Source organism: Stieleria bergensis (assembly GCA_007745635.1).
Taxonomy (GTDB): Bacteria; Planctomycetota; Planctomycetia; order Pirellulales; family Pirellulaceae; genus Stieleria; species Stieleria bergensis.
In genome coordinates this window covers 1,661,294-1,680,797 of the sequence record CP036272.1, presented here as the reverse complement: position 1 = coordinate 1,680,797, position 19,504 = coordinate 1,661,294, and the positions used below count along the sequence as shown (strand labels likewise).

At 55.0% G+C, this 19,504-nt stretch carries 15 protein-coding genes; 5 read left to right on the top strand and 10 right to left on the bottom strand.

The window, feature by feature from the left end:
* Positions 1 to 390 precede the first annotated feature (390 nt).
* Positions 391 to 2,046 carry an alginate export family protein gene (locus tag SV7mr_RS05565; protein ID WP_419188142.1) on the top strand — a complete coding sequence of 552 codons (1,656 nt, stop codon included), beginning with the start codon at positions 391 to 393 and terminating at the stop codon, positions 2,044 to 2,046.
* A 241-nt stretch (positions 2,047 to 2,287) separates the two neighbouring features.
* On the opposite strand, the gene SV7mr_RS05560 is transcribed toward SV7mr_RS05565, so the two are convergent.
* From SV7mr_RS05560 to yajC, 8 genes are all read right to left on the bottom strand, one after another.
* Positions 2,288 to 3,373 carry a Gfo/Idh/MocA family oxidoreductase gene (locus SV7mr_RS05560; protein ID WP_145269969.1) on the bottom strand — a complete coding sequence of 362 codons (1,086 nt, stop codon included), beginning with the start codon at positions 3,371 to 3,373 and terminating at the stop codon, positions 2,288 to 2,290.
* A complete protein-coding gene (gene lpxA / locus SV7mr_RS05555; RefSeq protein WP_145269967.1) occupies positions 3,370 to 4,194 on the bottom strand; it encodes an acyl-ACP--UDP-N-acetylglucosamine O-acyltransferase in 825 nt (274 codons plus the stop codon). The genes SV7mr_RS05560 and lpxA overlap by 4 nt, the downstream gene beginning before the upstream one ends.
* A gap of 366 nt (positions 4,195 to 4,560) precedes the next feature.
* Positions 4,561 to 5,448: a UDP-3-O-acyl-N-acetylglucosamine deacetylase gene (gene lpxC, locus SV7mr_RS05550; protein WP_145269966.1), complete on the bottom strand. Its 888-nt coding sequence runs from the start codon at positions 5,446 to 5,448 to the stop codon at positions 4,561 to 4,563.
* A 156-nt stretch (positions 5,449 to 5,604) separates the two neighbouring features.
* Positions 5,605 to 6,234 (bottom strand): OmpH/Skp family outer membrane protein, encoded by a 630-nt coding sequence (locus SV7mr_RS05545; protein ID WP_419188141.1) that lies wholly within the window; start codon positions 6,232 to 6,234, stop codon positions 5,605 to 5,607.
* A 226-nt stretch (positions 6,235 to 6,460) separates the two neighbouring features.
* Positions 6,461 to 8,545 (bottom strand): M28 family peptidase, encoded by a 2,085-nt coding sequence (locus SV7mr_RS05540; RefSeq protein ID WP_145269963.1) that lies wholly within the window; start codon positions 8,543 to 8,545, stop codon positions 6,461 to 6,463.
* A gap of 64 nt (positions 8,546 to 8,609) precedes the next feature.
* On the bottom strand, positions 8,610 to 8,861 hold the full coding sequence (locus SV7mr_RS05535; RefSeq protein WP_145269961.1) for a hypothetical protein: 252 nt from the start codon (positions 8,859 to 8,861) through the stop codon (positions 8,610 to 8,612).
* Positions 8,862 to 8,990: 129 nt separating this feature from the next.
* Positions 8,991 to 12,242 carry a protein translocase subunit SecD gene (gene secD / locus SV7mr_RS05530; protein ID WP_419188140.1) on the bottom strand — a complete coding sequence of 1,084 codons (3,252 nt, stop codon included), beginning with the start codon at positions 12,240 to 12,242 and terminating at the stop codon, positions 8,991 to 8,993.
* 121 nt (positions 12,243 to 12,363) lie between these two features.
* Positions 12,364 to 12,801, bottom strand: a complete 438-nt coding sequence (gene yajC / locus SV7mr_RS05525) for a preprotein translocase subunit YajC (protein WP_145269959.1) — start codon at positions 12,799 to 12,801, stop codon at positions 12,364 to 12,366.
* A gap of 539 nt (positions 12,802 to 13,340) precedes the next feature.
* On the opposite strand from yajC, the gene SV7mr_RS05520 reads away from it, so the two are divergent.
* Positions 13,341 to 14,420 carry a DegT/DnrJ/EryC1/StrS family aminotransferase gene (locus SV7mr_RS05520; RefSeq protein WP_419188139.1) on the top strand — a complete coding sequence of 360 codons (1,080 nt, stop codon included), beginning with the start codon at positions 13,341 to 13,343 and terminating at the stop codon, positions 14,418 to 14,420.
* 180 nt (positions 14,421 to 14,600) lie between these two features.
* On the opposite strand, the gene SV7mr_RS05515 is transcribed toward SV7mr_RS05520, so the two are convergent.
* Positions 14,601 to 15,860 carry an SGNH/GDSL hydrolase family protein gene (locus tag SV7mr_RS05515; RefSeq protein ID WP_419188138.1) on the bottom strand — a complete coding sequence of 420 codons (1,260 nt, stop codon included), beginning with the start codon at positions 15,858 to 15,860 and terminating at the stop codon, positions 14,601 to 14,603.
* A gap of 316 nt (positions 15,861 to 16,176) precedes the next feature.
* Between SV7mr_RS05515 and SV7mr_RS05510 the strand changes: the two genes are divergently transcribed.
* Together SV7mr_RS05510 and SV7mr_RS05505 are read left to right on the top strand one after the other, a co-directional pair.
* Positions 16,177 to 16,389, top strand: a complete 213-nt coding sequence (locus tag SV7mr_RS05510) for a hypothetical protein (RefSeq protein ID WP_145269953.1) — start codon at positions 16,177 to 16,179, stop codon at positions 16,387 to 16,389.
* A 52-nt stretch (positions 16,390 to 16,441) separates the two neighbouring features.
* Entirely contained in the window at positions 16,442 to 17,287 is an 846-nt protein-coding gene (locus SV7mr_RS05505; RefSeq protein WP_145269950.1) for a histidinol-phosphatase, read from the top strand.
* A gap of 40 nt (positions 17,288 to 17,327) precedes the next feature.
* Here the strand turns inward: SV7mr_RS05505 and SV7mr_RS05500 are convergent, their stop codons facing one another.
* Positions 17,328 to 18,032, bottom strand: coding sequence for a DUF2293 domain-containing protein (locus SV7mr_RS05500; RefSeq protein WP_145269948.1), 705 nt, complete (start codon positions 18,030 to 18,032; stop codon positions 17,328 to 17,330).
* Between the two features lie 648 nt (positions 18,033 to 18,680).
* On the opposite strand from SV7mr_RS05500, the gene folE2 reads away from it, so the two are divergent.
* A complete protein-coding gene (folE2, locus tag SV7mr_RS05495; protein ID WP_145269946.1) occupies positions 18,681 to 19,502 on the top strand; it encodes a GTP cyclohydrolase FolE2 in 822 nt (273 codons plus the stop codon).
* Positions 19,503 to 19,504 lie beyond the last annotated feature (2 nt).

Here is a 19,504-nt window from a genome sequence, read left to right as displayed (position 1 = left end):
AACACCTCCCTTTGAATGGGTCTTAAGAGCCCCGAAAGTCGACCGACGAGTCGATCCCCCAGACGTCCATTCAACCCTTGAGACGAGGGTGGACGGTCCATCCCCATCTTTCACGAATGGCTCTCTTTAACGATTAGGCAACCGAGTCGGAGCACGACGCCTCCGGTCAAGATGCCCGTGCGACACGCCGATGACCGCTGCGGGTCGACTGCGCCGGAATGGCCCACTTTTTGATTTGCTTCAAGTCAACAGGGCTCCAGACGACAAGGCACGGGAGCTTGCCCCACTGCCAAAGCGGTTGTCGTTTCCCAGGCTATCACGACACAGGGCAAACTCTTTACCTGCCCCACAGCAGTACCCCTCATATCCATTGGAAGGATAAACAAACACATGCCATCAAGTCATTTCTACGCCATCCGTTTGGCAGCGCTGATGCCGCTAACGCTGATCGGTTGGCAAACAGCCACTGCTGAAGACAGCCAATTCAGTCGTCTGGTCCAGACCACAGCGGTTGAATTCAGCGTCTCCCAATCGCGAGATGCGGTGGCCCTAGCAAGCAACAACGTCGCTGTGTTGCCACAGGAAGGCGATGTGGCAGAAGTCGCCGTTCCACAACCTTCTCCGAGCGATGAAGTTGCCGCTCCGGCGGTTGTTGAATCTCCAGTCGTTAGCCCCGCTCCTTGCACCTGCAATGGAGCCTGTTGCTGCACGAAGAAGAAAAAGGAAGCAGCGACCGCGGCAATGAAGGGCGCCTTCAAAGGCGTCTTTTATGCAAACGATTTCAGCTACCTGAATGACCCTTGCTACTCGGGAGCCCCTCTGTTCGGCGAGGGCCTCAAAGGCCTGCACTGTGGAACGGTTGACGTCGGTGGTGAAGCTCGTGTTCGATACCACCGTGAGCAGAACATGCGCGGCCTGGGACTGACCGGCCGCAGCGATGAGTTCTGGTTGACTCGTTATCGCATGTACGCCAACGTCCACCTCACCGAAAACATTCGTTGGTACGGTGAATGGTTGTACGCCGACTCTGGATCGGAAACATTCAACCCCCGCCCGATTGAAGAGAATCGGGAAATGCAGAACATGTTTATCGATGTTCAGCTGACCGACTCGCTTAACCTGCGTGGTGGCCGTCAAGAAATCTTGCTTGGCAACCAACGTTTGGTTTCACCACTGGACTGGGCGAACACCCGCCGTACCTTCGACGGTCTTCGCGGAACGTACAAGGGCGACAACTGGACCGTCGATTCGTTCATTTTGAACCCCATGCAGTTGGACGTCAAAGGAATTGACTCGACCAACCGAGACGTTCAGTTCTGGGGCATCTACGGAGCCCGCGGCGAGACTGCAATCGGAAACCTGGAAGCTTACTACCTGGGCCTGAACAACGACGCTGCTGACTTTGACTACCAGACCATCGGTGGACGTGTTTACGGCACCGGCGCTCATGGCAACTTGTACGAAGTTGAAGGTGGCGTCCAGTTTGGTGAGAACGCCCCATCGATCGGTGGCAACCGCACCGCTGGCTTCTTCACCGGCGGGATTGGACGCAAATTGTCACTGTGCACTCGCTGTGGCGAATGGAATCCAACGGTTTGGATGTGGTACGACTGGGCCTCTGGTGGCGAAGACTTCCCCGCCAATCGCGGCGATGATAGCTTCGATCACCTGTTCCCATTGGCTCACAAGTACTTGGGCTTCATGGATTTGTTCGGTCGCCGAAACATCAACGACGTGAACTTCCAGTTCATGACCAACATCGGGCCACGCTTCAAAGCCTTGCTCTGGTACCACTACTTCTTCCTCGATCAAGCGACCACTCCCTACGGTGTGACGATGCAGCCCTACAACTCGACGTCTCCAGCTGCATCGAAGGACTTGGGTAGCGAACTCGATCTGATGTTCACCTGTATCCTGAATCCACGTACGACGATTGCCTTGGGTTACTCGCACTTCAACGCGGGCGACTACTACAAAGACACGCCGAACGTCGCGTTCAACGGTGACGCAGACTTCTTCTGGACGCAAATGCAAATGCGATTCTAAGTCGCACGCCGATAGCGATCTCAACGTCCCCATCACTGCGAAAGCGGTGGTGGGGATTTTTTCGTGGGTTCCACGGACGTGAAAGAAAACGGGGAACGAGCCCCCGACCAGCCACGATGTGTTCGAGGGCAAATTGTCGAGCGAGGGCCGCGTTGAAAGACCGCTGGCTAGCGCCACAGACGCTAGTGCATTCGCAGGAGGCTTTGAGCAAGAGTCGTTAGCCCGTCTTAGGCAGCCCGTCTTAGGCAGCCCGTCTTAGGCGGCTGGATTCTTCGATCCGTGATCGCACGGATGCCAAAGCGCCCGATTCCAGAGGGGACGCATCGGCGTACCACTGACGCTGCTTGATCGCATCCAAGATTTGCTCGGCAACCGTGACAGCACGAGCTCCGGCAAACCCATCAACGGTTGGCATGCTACCGGACTGCACACTGATCACGAAGTCGTGCAATTCTTCGAGGATTGCATTACGAGGTTCGAGTTCAGACGTCGCCTCGGCAAGATGTCGCTCGAACAGCGTGTCCGCGTAACCGAGAGGCTGATCGGTTTCGGCGTCCAGCTGGAAGGTGCGATGAACGATGTCGCCACTGGGACACACGCGTGACAGAGAGGGACCGGAAAAATCGACGTCAGCGAAACCACCGGGGCCGTAAACCTGCATGCTTCGCGCAGGTGAGGGACTGATTCGCGAGGCCTTGAGATTAGCGACCAAGCCGCACTCGAATTCGAGACGTGCTTCAGCCAAATCCTCATGGTCACTGACAACGGCCAAACCGCTAGCAGCGATGTGAGTCACGTTGGCATCGGTCATGGCACAGACCAGATCGATATCGTGGATCATCAAATCCATCACGACGCCAACATCCAAACAACGACCGGGAAACCGCGAAGCACGAACAGCTTCGACGTACTTTGGTTCGACCGCCACATCACCCAGAGCGGTGAACGCGGGATTGAATCGTTCGACATGCCCCACCTGCAAGGTCAGCCGATGAGACTGCGCCAGCATGGCCAGTTTGTTCGCTTCGTCAGCCGAGATTGCCAACGGCTTTTCAACCAACAAGTGTTTTCCAGCCAGCAATAGATCGGTCGCGATCTCAGCGTGACTGTCCGTGGGTGCAGCGATCACTGCGGCATCGATCTGGTCGATGCAATCACGGTAATCTTCGTACACATCCACATCGAACATTTCCGCTGCCTGCTTGCGAGCAGGCTCGATGGGATCAGCAATCGCAACCAACTTGGCGCCATCAACGCTGGCCAAGAGTTTGCTATGGATTCGTCCGAGGTGCCCAGCACCGATAACGGCAACGCGTAGTGAACTCATGCTGCTTTTTTCTTCTGTTGTTGATTGCGTTGATCTTGACCGCGTCCCGCGCGTCCACTGCAGGACGTGTCAACACAGTCAAAGAGGTACTTGACGGAAGGATGCACGGGGCCGGTGCTAAAGATTTCCTCGCGAGCTTTTTCAACCCCAACGCGTGCTCGATAGAGCAAGCGGAACGCCCGGGTGACCGCTTTGATCGCATGGGCGTCAAAGCCATGGCGTTTGAGCCCAATGGTGTTGACCGCGCGTGGCCGAGTGGGCTGCCCATCGACAATGGTGAACGGTGGCACATCGTGCAGCACACGGCTCATCGCACTGACAAAACTAAGGCTGCCGACCGTTGCATAGTGCGACACACCAACGCCACCAGCAAAGATGACGTCATCGAAGACCTTCACATGACCGCCCAACATTCCGTTGTTGGCAATCACAATCCGGTTGCCGACTTTACAATCGTGAGCAATGTGCACGTTGGTCATAAAGAAGTTGTCATCACCAACCACGGTGATGCGATCTTCTTTTTCCGTCCCGCGATTGACGGTGCAGTGCTCGCGAAAAATATTGTTTTGCCCAATGACAACCTGAGCAGGGGTGTTTTGATAGCTGGTATCCTGAGGATCGCCGCCGATCACACACCCTGCATAAAATCGGTTGTCGGGACCGACAGAGACTTGGCCCGTAAACACACAATGTTCGTCAATGCGCGTGTTAGCACCAATCTCCACATCGGGACCAATGACACTGTAGTGCCCGATCTTGACTCCATCCCCAATCGTGGCTCGCGGATCCACAATCGCTGTTTGAGCGATTTGAACACTCATATCATTCCGTTTCGCAATCGAATAATGACGGGAAAAATGTTGCTGAATTGCCAACTTGGCTGGGCCTCAGCAACTGCCGACCGATTGAATGTCAATCGCAACGCGATTGCAGCGTTTCCAATCCATTTTTCAACGCTGCCAGACTCCATCAATCGTAAGCAATCAACCTGGCCGCTTGCGCCAGTTCATGCTGTGCATCAACGGTAGCGAAAGCAGTGGTTTGGAATCGAGAGGAGTTTCCAGGAAAATTTGCCGGCAAGTCAAATTCTCTTCCAACCCCTCGCCGACCATTTCCTGTGTGACTCAACACACTGGCCCATTGAGCCCAATGTGCAAATGCACCCAGTGTGCCGCGTGTAACGCGGACTAAGCTCGCTTGCGCAAGAGTGCTGGCGCCGAGCGTGTCTGAGCGGCAAGGTCCCATAAGGCCTTGGCCATTTTTCCATTGAGGTGATGACCGCCGCGATGAGAAACAAATTTCCCAATCAGCTCCACTCCGACCAAGGCAAGGTCACCAATTAAATCCAATGTTTTGTGTCGAGCGCATTCGTTGCGATAACGCAACTCATTGTCAATTGGCCCCTCGTCACCGAAAACCAACAGCTCGTGATAGCCCACGTGATTGGCCACACCTGAGGCGTGCAACTGCTGCGCTTGCTGTTCGGTCACAAACGTTCGTGCATCACAGAGCTCACGCGTAAACTGCCCCGGCGAACAATTCATGCCGTGGCTTTGATTGCAAATCGGACCGGCTTTATCAAAGGCAAGTTGATAAGCAAAATGACTCTCCCCATTGGCACTGGGGGACGCCGTGATCCAAGTGTCGCCTTCTCGCAAGGTAATCACTTGATCGATGACCAAGCGCTGCTTGAGCTGAGCTTGAATGATCAACCCCGCTCTCGAAAGCACATCCACATAGGGCTGACTGCTGCCATCAAGTCCAGGCAGCTCCCAAGAATCAATCTCGACTAAGCAATTGTCGATTTCCAAAGCATAGAGGGCGGCCAGCAAGTGTTCGATCATTTCGAACGAAGCGGCACCGTCATTTAGATTCGTTCGCAATCGAGCATCCGTTCGATTGCTGACATGCGCCAAACACGTTGGCCTGCTGGGCAAGTCGCTTCGCACCAACACGATCCCCGTATTCACCGGGGCAGGGTGCATGACCACCGAAACACGCTTCGCCGACCAATATCCGATGCCCGATAATTCACATTCAGATGCAATCGTGTGTTGATGGCGCGCGTGTATCACAACCAGTCACTCCGTTGAAACGCGTTCGATTCCCCAATCAGTGCTTCTACAGAAAGAGGCACTGATGACAGCCAGCAAACAAAGATGCGACTGCCGCGCAAACCGCAGGCAGTCGCTCAATTCTTTGTCTCTCGCAAGGCTGATCCGCTAAACGTCTTACTTAGCCGTACCAGCAGCTGGTCGACCAGCCACTTGAGCATTCATTTGCTCAAGGTATTGCATGACAGGCTTGGTCAAGTCGATCTGTGCGTCGTAGTAGACGATCGGCTTCATGACACCCATCATCACGCTCTGGGGGTTGGCCAGATCCATCTCTTCGCTGTTGTAACGCAAGACCATGTTGATCTTGTTGAACTCAGCGATGCGTTTGACGACATCAGAGATCAAAGCGTAGTTGTTGTAGTACACCTTGGCTTGCTTTTCAGCAAACTCTTTACGAGCACGTGTGATGTCCAAACGAAGCTTGGTGTCCATCGAGGCCAGCTCGTTTTCCTTTGAGGTGTACTCAGGAGAACCAACTTTCAAGCCCTTCAACTTGGCCGCTTCTGTCTTCAACGTGTCGCGACGCGTGCCGAGCTGTGCGTCAAAGGCCTTCATCTCAGTTTCCAAGTTGGACAACTCGGTTTTGATTTTGGCGTTGTTTTCAAAGATGTAACCAATGTCAATGACCGCCACACGGTGTGGATCTTTATTTTGCGCGTGGGCCTGGTTTGCTACGATCGAAGGCACCAACAACGTGGCCAAGATGATGCCATACCCACAAATTCGACGATAAACGGTTCGCACTTTCGCTCTCCTTGCGTATTGAGTCGCACTTCCATGCGTGCACACTGTCAGGTAAATCACGACGGAATCATCCGTCTTGGATTGGGTTGTAATTCGACTGCCCTGACATCAGGCCATCGCCCCCGCTTCCGTTTCACTGACCGCTCACCAAAGCTTACCTTGGTCAGCCGTCAGAGTTGCAGGATTGTGCCAACCGTGGATTGCCGAGTAAAGATGAATCGCACCACTAATCCGGGCGTTTTTCAAGCTTTCCAGAAATCCGCTGCTGCTGTCCCTCGCGAAGAACTGTGATCTCAAAGTTCTCTTGCGGTGAACGAGCTCGCACCCAGGATTGCAAGTCGTTGTTTGTTGTGATCACCGCCTTGCCGATCTTCTGTATTTGATCTCCCTTTTCTAATCCCGCTTTTGCTGCAGGACTGCCAGGAAGAACCGACACGACGGTGACTGGAGGAGCATCGCTTGATAGCTGAACCCCCAAATAAACCATCCGTTGCTTGCGAATCTGAACACCCTTGGGTGTCTGGGCAAAGCTGGGACGTTGGGGCATGGTTACCATTTCAAACGCTGCCTTAGAAACCATATCGGTTATGCGGGCCAGGTCACCAAAATCGATTTTGTCAAAATCATCAGATGGGCGATGATAGTCATTGTGCAATCCAGTGAAATAAAACAGCACTGGCACGCTGCTGCGTGTGAACGAATCGTGGTCACTGGGACCATAGCCGCCGCTTTCCTCGATCAACTTGAACCCAAACTCAGCGTTGGCACGCTGAATCAGTTGCTTCCAAGACGGTGATGTGCCCACGCCGTAGACGTACAGTTCGTTGTCTTTCAAACGCCCGACCATGTCCAGGTTTAGCATCGAACTGGTCTTTTCGATCGGCAGCACGGGGTTTTTGACGTAGTGCTTGCTGCCCAACAGACCGCGTTCTTCGCCGGTAAACCCAATGAACAAAACGGTCCGGTGTGATGCCACCTCTTGCAGCATGTCTGTCAGGTTGGTTGCGGTCCCCAGCATCGTGACGGTCCCGCTGGCGTTGTCGTCGGCACCGTTGTGCACGGCGATTGTTCCGGGCGCCAAGGAGCCCGTGCCTCCCATCCCAACGTGATCGTAATGAGCTCCGACAACGACAATTTCATCAGCCAAATCACCTTTACCAGGCAAACGCCCGATGACGTTTTCGCTGGTAAAGGACGGATTCGTCAGGTCAACCGAAACGGTGGCCTCAGAATTGGCCAACATCACGCTGCTGGGCTTGTAGGTACGGTTGATCTGCCCCTCCAGCTCGGCAACGGATTGCTGCCCGGCGGCTTTGAGCAAGTCAGAGACGATGTCACGAGCAACCGAGATCACGGGAATCACTCGGCTTTCTCCATCCGGACTGCCAGCAGCATCAATCGCCAGCAAACCTCGTCGCGATGCCTGAATGCCACCTTGCAGCGACTTGAGCATCTGCTGTGATCGTTTTAGCTGACGCTGCTTGCCGTTAGGGTTTTCAACGTCAGAAGCTGCCAATGCCTTCTCCAATCCAGCAATGCGGCCCTGTTCCTGACCGATGCGTCGCTCCTGCACCTTGATCAATTCGTCGATACTGGCTTGATCGTTCACCAAAATCACAGCCGCAGCACCATGGGCAATCGCGTTCTTCACCTTGCTAGCGAAGAAAGCATTTGAAGTGTTTTTCTTGCCGTCAAACGGGCTGTTGGCATCATTGGGACCGGGCTCTTTACGGATCATCATGACGATCGCGCCTTTGACATCCAGACCAGCGTAATCATCGTACGGGGGATCTAATGAAGTGACGCCATAACCGACGAACGCCAACGGCCCTGTGACTTTCTGCTTTGGAACTCCCAAGATCAGAGGCGTAAAACCATCTCCGACCTCAAGTTCAACGACGGTTTCGCCCACCGTCAACTGACAGGTGTTCTTTGTGGGATCATCGATTCGGCTTGGCGTGGCGATCGTCACCGGCTGCAGTGGGGTGCCATCGACACTGTCCATTTGCAATCCGATCTCGCTCATGCGTTTGACCAAGTAGTCACGCGCCTGCAAAATGGCTGGATCGATCGCACTGCGACCCTTCAGTTCATCCGAAGCCAAATACTCCATGTCCTGTTTCAGCCCTTTGGCCAACGGGGACAAAGCGGCCTCGGTGGCAACCATCTTGACGGCAGCTTGCTGCGCCAGGGCTGTGGGTGGAGTGCCAAGCAATGTCAGGGCCAGGGCGAATGCGGCAACCGGCACCAGCGTGGCGGCTGAGACCAGCCTGAACCGACACAACGAATTCGAAACAACGGATGAGTGCATGCGATTTCAATAAAACAAGAGGTCAACGAGTCAGATAAATGAGGCAGGCGCTGAGTGAATCATTCTACTCGGCAAAGCAGCGGGGCCGCGTGATCGATGAAGATTTCGCCAGGAGTTCGGCAAATTTGTCGAACCTAGCGACACCGGCGAGATGAGACTCCAAATGGCCGCAGTGACTGAAGACTGCAACGATCTCGATCCACAAGAAGCTCTTGAAATTGCGAACTCCGCTGGCGATCCGCCGCTCTTTCGCTGCGATCTCCATGATTTGCGAAGATGGATTCTCGCCGGTCATCGTTGCCAAGAGATTGCTCAATCACCAATCGAGTCACGGCCAGCGAACCACACGGCAACGTCATCACGCCACCAAACGGGCACAAAAAAAGCCGAGCACTGTGTGAACGCATCACAGTGCTCGGCATTTGGATCAACAGTTGGCTGCCGTTTAAGCTTTGGCTGCCTTGCGGTCTTCGCGATTGAGCAACCACAGCAACACGGGGCTGGCCACAAAGATCGAACTGTAAGTACCAACCATGACGCCGACGACCAACGCGAAGGCAAAGGCGTGAATGCCCTCGCCACCGAAGAAGTACAGCAGCACGACAACGATCAACGTTGTTAACGATGTCAGCAAAGTTCGGCTGAGCGTCTGATTGATGCTGTGATTGACCATTTCAGCAGTCAGCTTGGCTGCTTTGCCTTTGGTTTCACGAATCCGGTCGAAGACAACAATCGTGTCGTTGAGCGAGTATCCGATGATGGTCAACAGAGCAGCCACAACGGTCAGGCTGATTTTGAACTGGTCGATCTGCAAGAAGCCCAAGTAGTCGGCGACGTAGAAACTGATTGCAATCGCACCCAGGGTAATCAAAACGTCGTGAATCAAAGCAACCACAGCCGCCAAGCCGTAGACGACACGCTGGAATCGGAACCAGATGTACAAAATGATGACCAGCAAACTGGCGAACAACGCCACGCTCGCTCGGCTTTGCATTTGCCCGGCAACACGGCCACCGATCTGACTGCTACTCATCCAAACGGGCTCACTGCCAAGCGTCTTTGAAACTTGACCGAGCACCTTGTCCGCACTGGCAGCGTCCAAAGGAATTTCCATTTGCCAGGTTGCAAAGGGGACCTCTGAACCAATCTTCCAGTCCGCCGCACCTTCACCGGTCGGTGACAGCACAATCGCATTCTCGACCAGCGCGACCTCTGCATCTTCAGAAGCTCGCTTGAGTTCCTCGATCAGAGTGCTGGCATTGACCGCAGCATCAGAATCATCGCCATCGACAGAGAAACTGATGGTTCGCACAGTGCTTTGAGCAGCTTGCACAGAGGCTTCCTCGCTGGCTTCGCCAGTCCCCTCGGCGTCGGTCGAGTCATCGGCCGCAGCTTCGGTCTCATCAGTCGTCACGGTCTCTTCAGCAGCTTCATCTTGCACGGCAACCAAAGCGATGCCGTTGTTGTCGGTCGGCAATGCAGAGCTGTCAGCTTCGGGAGTCGTAACGGTGACTGAATAGGTCACCAAGTTACACTCCGAAGAGGCTTCGAAGATTTTGACCAAACGATCTTGTAATTCAATGTCGCTAGTCAGCGAGGAATCCACTTTGAAGACGGTGTTCGCGTCGGTGCCTTCAATGGTCACGCCAGTTGTGGTGGTCTGGACTTTCGCATCCTCGAACTCTCCGATCCCATCTTTGATCAAGTTCCGAACGGTTTCATTGTCACTCGGCTCGGCCAAGCGGAACTGAATCGACGAACCTCCGACGAAATCGATGTCCAGGATGCCCTTTCCTCGGGCCGCCAAGGAAGCGACGCCAGCGATGATCAACAGCAGCGAAATCACCATCGTGATCTTGGCTTTGCCAATGAAGTCAACGGTGCCGCCGGCTGAGATCACATCACGAAGCTTGTTGACGCCATCAGACATTCCCAAGGACAACTTGCCGAATCGCTCGGCCATGTCGAACAGGGTTCGCGACATGTAGATTGCGGTGAACATCGAAAACAGGATGCCCAAGATCAAGGTCACTGCAAAACCGCGAATCTGGTCAGTACCGATCGCGTACAAAACGATCGCCGTAAACATGGTTGTCAAGTTTGCATCAATAATCGTGATGCTCGCCTTGCCAAAGCCATTTCGGATGGCCATTCGGTCTTTGGCACCTTTTGAGAGTTCTTCGCGAATCCGCTCAAAAATCAACACGTTGGCGTCAACGGACATACCAACGGTCAGGACCAGACCAGCCAAACCAGGCAGTGTCAACGGTTGGTTGATCAGCACCATGGTGGCCAAAATCATTGCCAGGTTCAAAACCAACGCGGTGCAGGCAACCAAACCAGCAAAGCGATAGTAGAACAGGATGAAGAGTAAGACCAAGCCCAGCGAAACTCCGATCGCCCAGACACCCTTGCTAATCGTGTCGGCACCCAAAGTGGCGTCAATCTGGTTCCGCGCGATGGGCTGCTTGCTCAGTGCAGAAGGCAGCTTACCGGCTTGCAAGACATTGACCAGCGACTGAACTTCTTCGGTCGTAAACGAACCGGTGATTTCACCGTTGCTGTCAATGCGTGAATTAATTGTTGGTGCCGACAAAAGGCGATCGTCCATCACGATGCCCAACCGGCGGCGACGATCTCCGTCGGGCAGGTTTTCGCCGGTCAAGTAGCCAAATTTGCGGCTACCAACGCTGTTCATGGTAAAGTTGACCGCCGGTGCACCGCTGGCACTGTATCCAGCACGTGCAAATGCCAAATCCTCACCGGTGACGTCCGCGTTGGGATTGATCACCATCAAGATTTCCAGATCCGAAATCTCGTTTTGCTCCATCCACTTAGCGACTTCGACGGGATCACCACTTGGCGGAGCCACCAAATCACCGTTGTCGGCATTTCGCAGAGTTGCTCCAGAAATCTCAAGACGCAACGGGCGAATGCCGTCAACAGCCTTGACTTCACGGTCCAAGACGACCCATTTGCCGATCGTGCGTCCGTCACTGTCAGTGAACTCCTCCTGCATCTTGACGCTTAACGCGACTTCGCCTGCGCGATCCGTTGCGACATCGATCAGTTCCTGGTGATCCACGCCATTGGCAACGATAGCGAACTGCAGAATCCCCGCCTTGGAGATAATGTCTTCGATGATCGCTACTTCACGTTGATTTTTCTCAGGGATGATGATTTCAACCTGAGTGTCACCGTAAGCTCGAACAACAATTTCGCTGGTACCGCTGGGGTTGATCCGCTTGGTCAGTGGCTCAACCAGTTTGTCGGCATTGACCAACTGGCCTTCATCATCCAGGGTTCGCTTGCCCGGGTCGATTTCGTACTGCAGAATCGTCCCACCGACCAAGTCAACACCCAGACCGGGCAACTTACTGGCCAGCACGGCGACACTGACCGTCACAGCGACCAGAATCAAGCCGAGACGGACGCCGTGAGTGGGCATCTTCATCCGCTTGGCCAACAAGCCACCCAAGTAGAAGGGGGCGACGAAGACAGCAAAAGCGCCTAAAATAAATAGCCATTTGTCTACGGATGCTGAAAGCCCAGAGTCCTCCGAAGCAACCTCAGCGGCAACCTCAGAGGCAGCGGCCTGTGCCAGCAAGGCGGAAGTCGATTCGGGAAGCCAAGTTCCCATCAAGCCGAGCAAAACGTTGCAATCGGCCAGCATGTCGACGAATGAAATGCAGTCCATGTTTGTCGAAATCGTAGTCTGTGGTGCGAAAATGGCGTCAAGCCATTGTGTATTGATCAATCGACTGAGTCACGCTCGGCGAGCTGATCCACAACCAGGTGGCTCAGCGAGCTGATCGACGCTACTCAGATTGTTTATCTGGTTCTTGTTTCTTCTTGTCCACCGCTGATGTCAATGCCCAACGGCTTACCTTGACCTTCAATTCCCCTTTGTCATCCAAGCGAATCGTGATCACATCGCTTCCGCTCGGTGCACTGACAACGGTGCCATGCAGGCCACCAGAGGTGACCACCGGATCGTTCTTTTTGATTCCCGCTAAGCGTTTCGCCTCTTCAGCCCGGCGACGCTTTTCAGGCGCCATCACCAAAAAGTAAAACAGCATCAACAACACACCGATAGGGAACATCGGCTGGCTGACCATCTGCAACCAAAACGGTGCATCAGCAGCAACTTCGCCTCCGCCATTTTCAGCGACCTGCCCAGCGTCTTCTTGAGCGATTAGCAAAAGATTGCCGATGGGAAAGCGATACAGTACGCTTGAAAACGAACCAGAGATCACAGGTAAGTGCTCAAAATAAGGAGGGGTGGATGCAATCCTTGGCCGGCTGTGTGCGACCTGCAAAGGCCACAGACAAACCCCACCACGGAACGCCCCAACAATCGAAAGATTGCGGATCGGGGGAAAATTGCGCTCTCGGACGAGAAAAATGCAAGGTGGGATGATATGGAAGGCCCCACCACCCCACAAGCCCAGCCTGCTGCTTCCACAACAACCTTTTGCCCCCGCATCGCCCAAAACCAGCCCTCTTCAGCCTGCCAACCTCTCGCTGAAATGCTAAAACCATTCCTCAGCACTGCATCCACCAAAGGCTTCTTTGCCGGGCCTCCGGCGAGCCCAACTAGGTTTCAATAGAGTTTTCTCGCAATTCCAGGGTCAAATCGCCGGCCAACACCTCGCTTGCCAGCTCGTGAACCGACCGCGTGGAACGACGAACGCAAATCGCTGGCAGTCCGGCGCCACCTGAAAACGCCAGGAGGATCTGCCTGGGAAAGATTGAAAAAAGTTTTCTCCTCCGGAACTCATTTGAGCCATTTTCATTGAACACCACCGCCAGCCTCCCGCTCCCCGCCTGGCCTCCGCAATGGCCCGAGATTCAACAAGCTGTCCTAGATTGCCTGTCTAGCCAACACTGGGCGGACTACCGGGGGCCCGCTGCGGAACAACTCGCTGGCAACCTGGCCAAACGGGCCGGGACCGAAAGCTGCCGACTCATGAGCAGCGGCTCCATTGGCGTGGAAACGTCACTCCGTAGCCTGGGCTTGCCAACTGGCAGCCGAGTTGCCCTGTGCGGATACGATTACCCAGGCAACTTTCGTGCGATCGAACTCGCCGGGTTTCGACCGCTCCTGATTGATGCCGCAACACACAACTTCTCGCTCGCCCCCGCCCCCCTACGCGAGGTCCCTGCCGAGGAACTCGCTGCAGTCCTGGTCAGCCACCTGTATGGCATTCCAGCAGAGATTCAATCCATCGCTGCAATCTGCCAGGAAAAGGGCTGGCGGCTGATCGAAGACGCCTGCCAAGTGCCCGGTATGACGATCGCCGGCAAGCCCGCCGGTTCATGGGGCGATTGCGGTGTCTTCAGTTTCGGAGGCAACAAACCGCTCACCGCCGGCAGCGGTGGCGCCCTGCTGAGCAGCGATGCAGCCATTGCCGCAACCTGGTCGCGGCTGCTAGACCGCCCCAGCGACGCTCTGCCGATCGGCGAATTGCCAGCCGCCGCCCTCAATGCTCAACTGCCCCGGCTTGATGATTGCAACCAAATCCGCAACCACTGCACTAGGCAATTGATTGAACAGGTGCCTTGGATCGCAGGCGCAACCGAAAAGCGATCTCCGCTGCAAAGCCAATCAGCGTTCACACAGTACAAACTTGCGCTGCAATGCGAATCACGAACTGAGGTGATGGATCAGCTGCGCGAACTTGGGATCCCTGCCGGGCCAGGCTACCGATCGATGCACCGCAGCAGCCAACGCCGCTGTGACCGCTGGGGCGACTTGCCGAACTGCCAAGAGCTGGAACAGAGCCTTTGCTTGATCGACCAACGTGTGTTGCTGTGCCAGGGGCAGGCCAGAGAGCAACTGATCGACGCCTTGAATCGACGTTCGTGCACATGAGCGAACCAATGATCGGTGGCCCGAAAAGAAAGGGCCCCCTTTACCAATCCGCCTAGCGTCCACCCGTGCTGGAGCCTCTAGGTATGGGCGCCAAGCATGCTCCCCCGCGGCGAGTACAGGCCCGCAGTTCGGTCATGCTTGTACTGGCCGGCGCAACTTGAGTCATGACGGCAACTTGAGTCATGACGCGGTGAAATGCAGCACACGGACTGCCTGACCTTTGCTGCTGGGATGACTTTCCGCTGCGACACGCAGCTTCACGTCGTGCTTCTGATGCGGCAACCCTGACTGCAACACGATCGTGCGTGGGTAGTGCAATCCACGGCTAAAGCGATGGTAGAGCTCCACACGCTTCCAAGGCTTTCCGTCAACAGAGACTTCAACGGCACCGGCGTCAGGACCGGCCAATACGAACAGGCCAACCGCGGTTCCTGTAAAAGAAAACGCCAGCTCGGCACCGGCGCTGTCGGCCACAAATAGCTTCTGCATGCCATAACGATCTCGAAAGCCACCCGCAATCTGCGACCAGTTCGGCTGCAGCAGGCTCCACCCTGTCCCCAATTCAACCTGATTGGCTGGCAAGAACCGGCCACTGGCGTAACTTGACGGATCAATCGCAGCGGGCAATTGCTTGGAGTCACCGGCCTGACTGGCAACGTGAACCTTTGGCGAAGAAGGCGTTTTCAGCTCAGGATAACCATGCTGGTCCATAACCTTGGCCACTAAATCTGCAGCGATTCGATTGCCGGGAGCCTGTGGATGAACGCCGCCGTAAGTCTTCCAAGACGATTCACCGGATTCAATTCGCTTGGCCAATTCGACCGCAACATTACAGGTTGAAACGCCATAATGATCCGCCACGGTTTCGTGAGCCGCGATGCTGGTCGGCACTTGGTCTTTTTGTACCAAACCGAGCATGCCTTGATTGACAAAATGAACCATCACCAGATCCATCTCGGGTAACTGCGTCTTTGCCGATCGGACCACGCCTTCCATCCCTCGCAGCGCTTCGGCAAACGAATGCCCCGCGTCCTGATCATCATTGACGGCGAACTCGACCAGCAACAAATCCGGTTTGAAAGCCAACACGTCGGTTGGCAAACGGAAAGCACCAGTATGTGAGCAGGTGGAGGCAATTCCGGCGTTGACGAATTGAAACTCCGTGTCGGGGAATCGGGTCTGCAAATCCTGCATCACCATGGGGCGATAGCCATTCATTTCGGTGATCGAACCGCCCATGAAAGCAACCGTCGCCTTCTCTCCGGCCGAGAATCGGGCCAAACTGTGGTCCAGATTGCCCCGCGCAGTCGCTGATTGAAGCGCGGCCTTGTTCACGTCAGCGGGCAGCGTTTGCGCAGCGACATCACTCACCACGCCAGTCAAAGCAAGGAAACCAAACAAACCGGCACGCAGCATGGCCGAAACAGAGGATGAAAGCATCACGGGAAAGAACTCTTAGCAAGGATGAAGTGTGCGAGTCCCCAATCATAACTAGCCGCGTGAACATCAACCAGCGAAATCGGCGTTGCCAGCGGCCAGTCCGCGCTGCAAGGATGAAGAGTGTTGAAAAATCCACATCAGACCCTGAATCGGTGGTGGTTCCCAATTGACGCTTCCAGCAGACTTCGCAGAGTCTGCTTAGTCAAACGGCCTTCAGACGATCCCTGACGTTCAGGGGACGCCCCATTCCACCTGGGACGTTCCGCTTAGACCGCTAACCGCCAACGATTCCCCCACGGCACGCAGGCACAAGACAATGGCTTCACCTCTGGTAGTAATCGACGACAAGCATGTTCCCCTGGCACGCGTGATTTGGGTCGCAGATTTGCCGCACTTCTGCGGCAATCCGGAATGTGAATGCGAAGGCGAATATGAAGTTCGACTCGAAGCAGATGAATCGCTCTGGACCAGCCAGCGCGGTCGAGACCAAGTCGTGCAAGCCCTGGAAACCTGGTACGAACAGCGCTAACCAACCGCTCCGCTAGACTCCGTCACATTTTCATCACACCTGGAACCGCACTGTGAATCAACCAGCCGTCTTATTCGAATCACATAGCCACACCCCGCTTTGCAAACATGCCGAAGGCTGGCCGGACGAGTACGCGACGGTCGCTCACCAGCGAGGCCTGAAAGGGATGCACGTGACTTGCCACAACCCGCTGCCGGATGGATATTCAGCAGCAGTCCGCATGGCGGAGTCCGAATTCGATCAATACGTTGACTTGGTCGCTAAAACGACGGACCAATTTGCCGGCCAAGTCGATGTGCGACTGGGCCTGGAAGCCGACTATGTGGAAGGATTCGAGGCGTACCTTGAGAAACAGCTCAACAGCGCAGCATTTCATTTTGTCCTCGGCTCGGTGCACCCCCAGATTCCAGAGTTCCGCCGCAAACATTGGCAAGATGACTTGCTGGAAGTTCAAAAGATCTATTTCGAGATGCTCGCCAAGAGCGCGGAGACCGGGCTGTTTGATTCACTGGCCCACCCAGACCTGATCAAGAACTTCACCGCCGAGGCTTGGGATCCCGTCTCGATCCTGGACGTGATTCGCCCCGCCTTGGATCGGATTGCCAAAACGGGAGTCGCGATGGAACTGAACACCAGTGGCATCCTGAAAACCATCTCTGAAATGAATCCTTATCCAGCGATGCTGGAGGAGATGCGATCGCGAGGGATCCCTGTCACCTTAGGAGCCGACGCACACGTCCCTCATCGAGTCGGGGACGGCTACATTACGGCCATGGAAATCTTGAAAGCGGCGGGCTATCAGGAAGTCAACTTCTTCCTTAATCGCACTCGCCAATCCGTCGCGATCGATCAGGCGATTGCTTCGCTGGAATTCGCCGAAAACAGCCTTGCCGAATAACCACCGCCAGCGCTGCTTGGCTTGATCGGCCAGTTGACCATCACGCGTCCGTGCGCTGTTTCCGCAGCGCACTGGCCACAGCGATCGCCAACACACACTGCTGCGGGTCAATGGGATCCCCCTTGCGATAGCGATGCAGCAACTTTCTAGAGTGCTCCGCCAGCTGTCGACGAACTTGCCGACGTTCACCTTTGACTCTGGCGATCTTCAGTGAATCGTAGGCAGTGGTTTGGTGCCGCATCCAAGCGATCACGGCAGCCTCGGCGCGGCGTTCGATTGGAATGCGCTCGGTCCGCGCAACGGTCCCGCTGCCGACCGGCGTTGCATGCACCGCGACCAATGTGCCCATCGATTCGGCCAGTTCTTGATAGCGCGCATCGAAACGCAAGAACTTGATCACTTCCTGGCGAAACTCGTCAACGTATTGAGTCTGTTTCTTTTCCCGCCGCGCTAACTCCGACTGACGCCGCTTTTGATACGCAGGCGATTCACGCTGGGCGACAATCGCTTGCTGGGCATTGCTGATGGTCCTGGCATCGGCCCACACACCCTGTGAAAAGGTGCGTCTTCCTTTTTTGACCTTGACCGTCCAGGTGGGTCCAGCGGCTTTGACGCGTCTCGTTAAGCCAGCGTCACCGGGAGGCAACAACTGCCAACCATCGGGCACCTGCAAGACTTGCCCACTGGTTGTCCGCACACTGCGATCGGTTGGTCCTGGGCTAACCTGCAATGTCTGATCTTTCAAGAATCACTCCACTTCCTGCGGTCTAACGATTTGCTGCGGTCGAACGATTGATGCCTCAATCCCGGCGGCAATCTGATCCTGCGGCGAGCCAGCACGAAGGCGTGACTCGCCGTGCGAATCGGCCGTCGGCAGGCATTTAAATTGGCGACCGACCGGCTTAGCCGCGTGAATGGGGGGCTGAACCTGAGGGGCCATTGAGCTGTTTTCGGTTTTTGCCACGTCATCGCCTGAAAAGGATTGCCAATTTGGCCGCGAGGCCGCAAGACGCTTAGGTGCCAGCCAAGCTCGAAACCAGAGATTTTTCTGGTGCCAGTGGGGTTCAACTGGCATGCTGTGCTGTTGTCTAGGGAGAAAGCAGTTGGCTTGGTGCCCCTTACGGGGCGTTGGACGAAGCCCACTAGATACGCTAAAACCTAGTGACCAACAACACCCCGTTCTCTACGCCGAATCACGCTTCTGCTGGAGGCGCCAGCACCGCTGAACGTCACCGATGCTAGCGTTTTGCCAGTTCGACCGCATGTCGCAAACACCTTTCGGGGGGTTGCCTGTCGTCGATGATTCACCATCCTCGTAGCGTGACCTGAATTTTGGCGTTCACCTCAACGTGACATTCGCGTCAGACGCCGCTCCTTTAGTTTAAGCAATTTGATGAAACCTTCGATCACATCAACTCCGTTACCAGACATTCAATCAACCGGAGACCTTCGCAAGGTTGCCATCAACAAAGTCGGTGTCACCAACGTTCGCTACCCGATTTCGTTACGAACACCGGGGGCAGGGCAGGGCAATGAATTCATTCACACCGTCGCATCGATCAACATGTTTGTGTCGCTGCCACACGATGTGAAAGGCACTCACATGTCGCGGTTCTTAGAAGTCTTGAATGAGTACCACAACGAGATTTCCAGCGACAATCTCTGGCTGGTCGCAAAGCGAATGAAGGAGAAACTGGAATCGGAAGATGCGTTCCTAGAGCTTAACTTCCCTTACTTCATCAACAAACCGGCCCCTGTGACGGGCAAGACCGGGAAACTTGACATCGACGTTGCCTTCGAACTTGCCAGCGGCGTCGAAGATGACTTCATCATGACGTTGAAGATCCCGGCAACAAGCCTCTGCCCATGCTCGAAAGAAATCTCAGAGTACGGTGCACACAACCAGCGCTGTGACATGACCGTCAAGGTTCGCACCGCCGATGGCGTCCACTTGTGGATTGAAGACCTGTTCAATGTCGTTGAGCAGTGCGCATCAACGCAAGTCTTTAGCGTCCTCAAGCGTCCCGACGAGAAATGGGTCACTGAGCGAGCCTACGAGAACCCAAAATTCGTCGAAGACATCGTTCGTGACTTAGCCGTCGCATTGAATGAAGATGACCGCATCGTGTGGTATCAATGCAGCAGCGAGAACTACGAATCGATCCACAACCACAACGCTTACGCATTCATCGAACGCGATAAACGAACCGAGTAGCG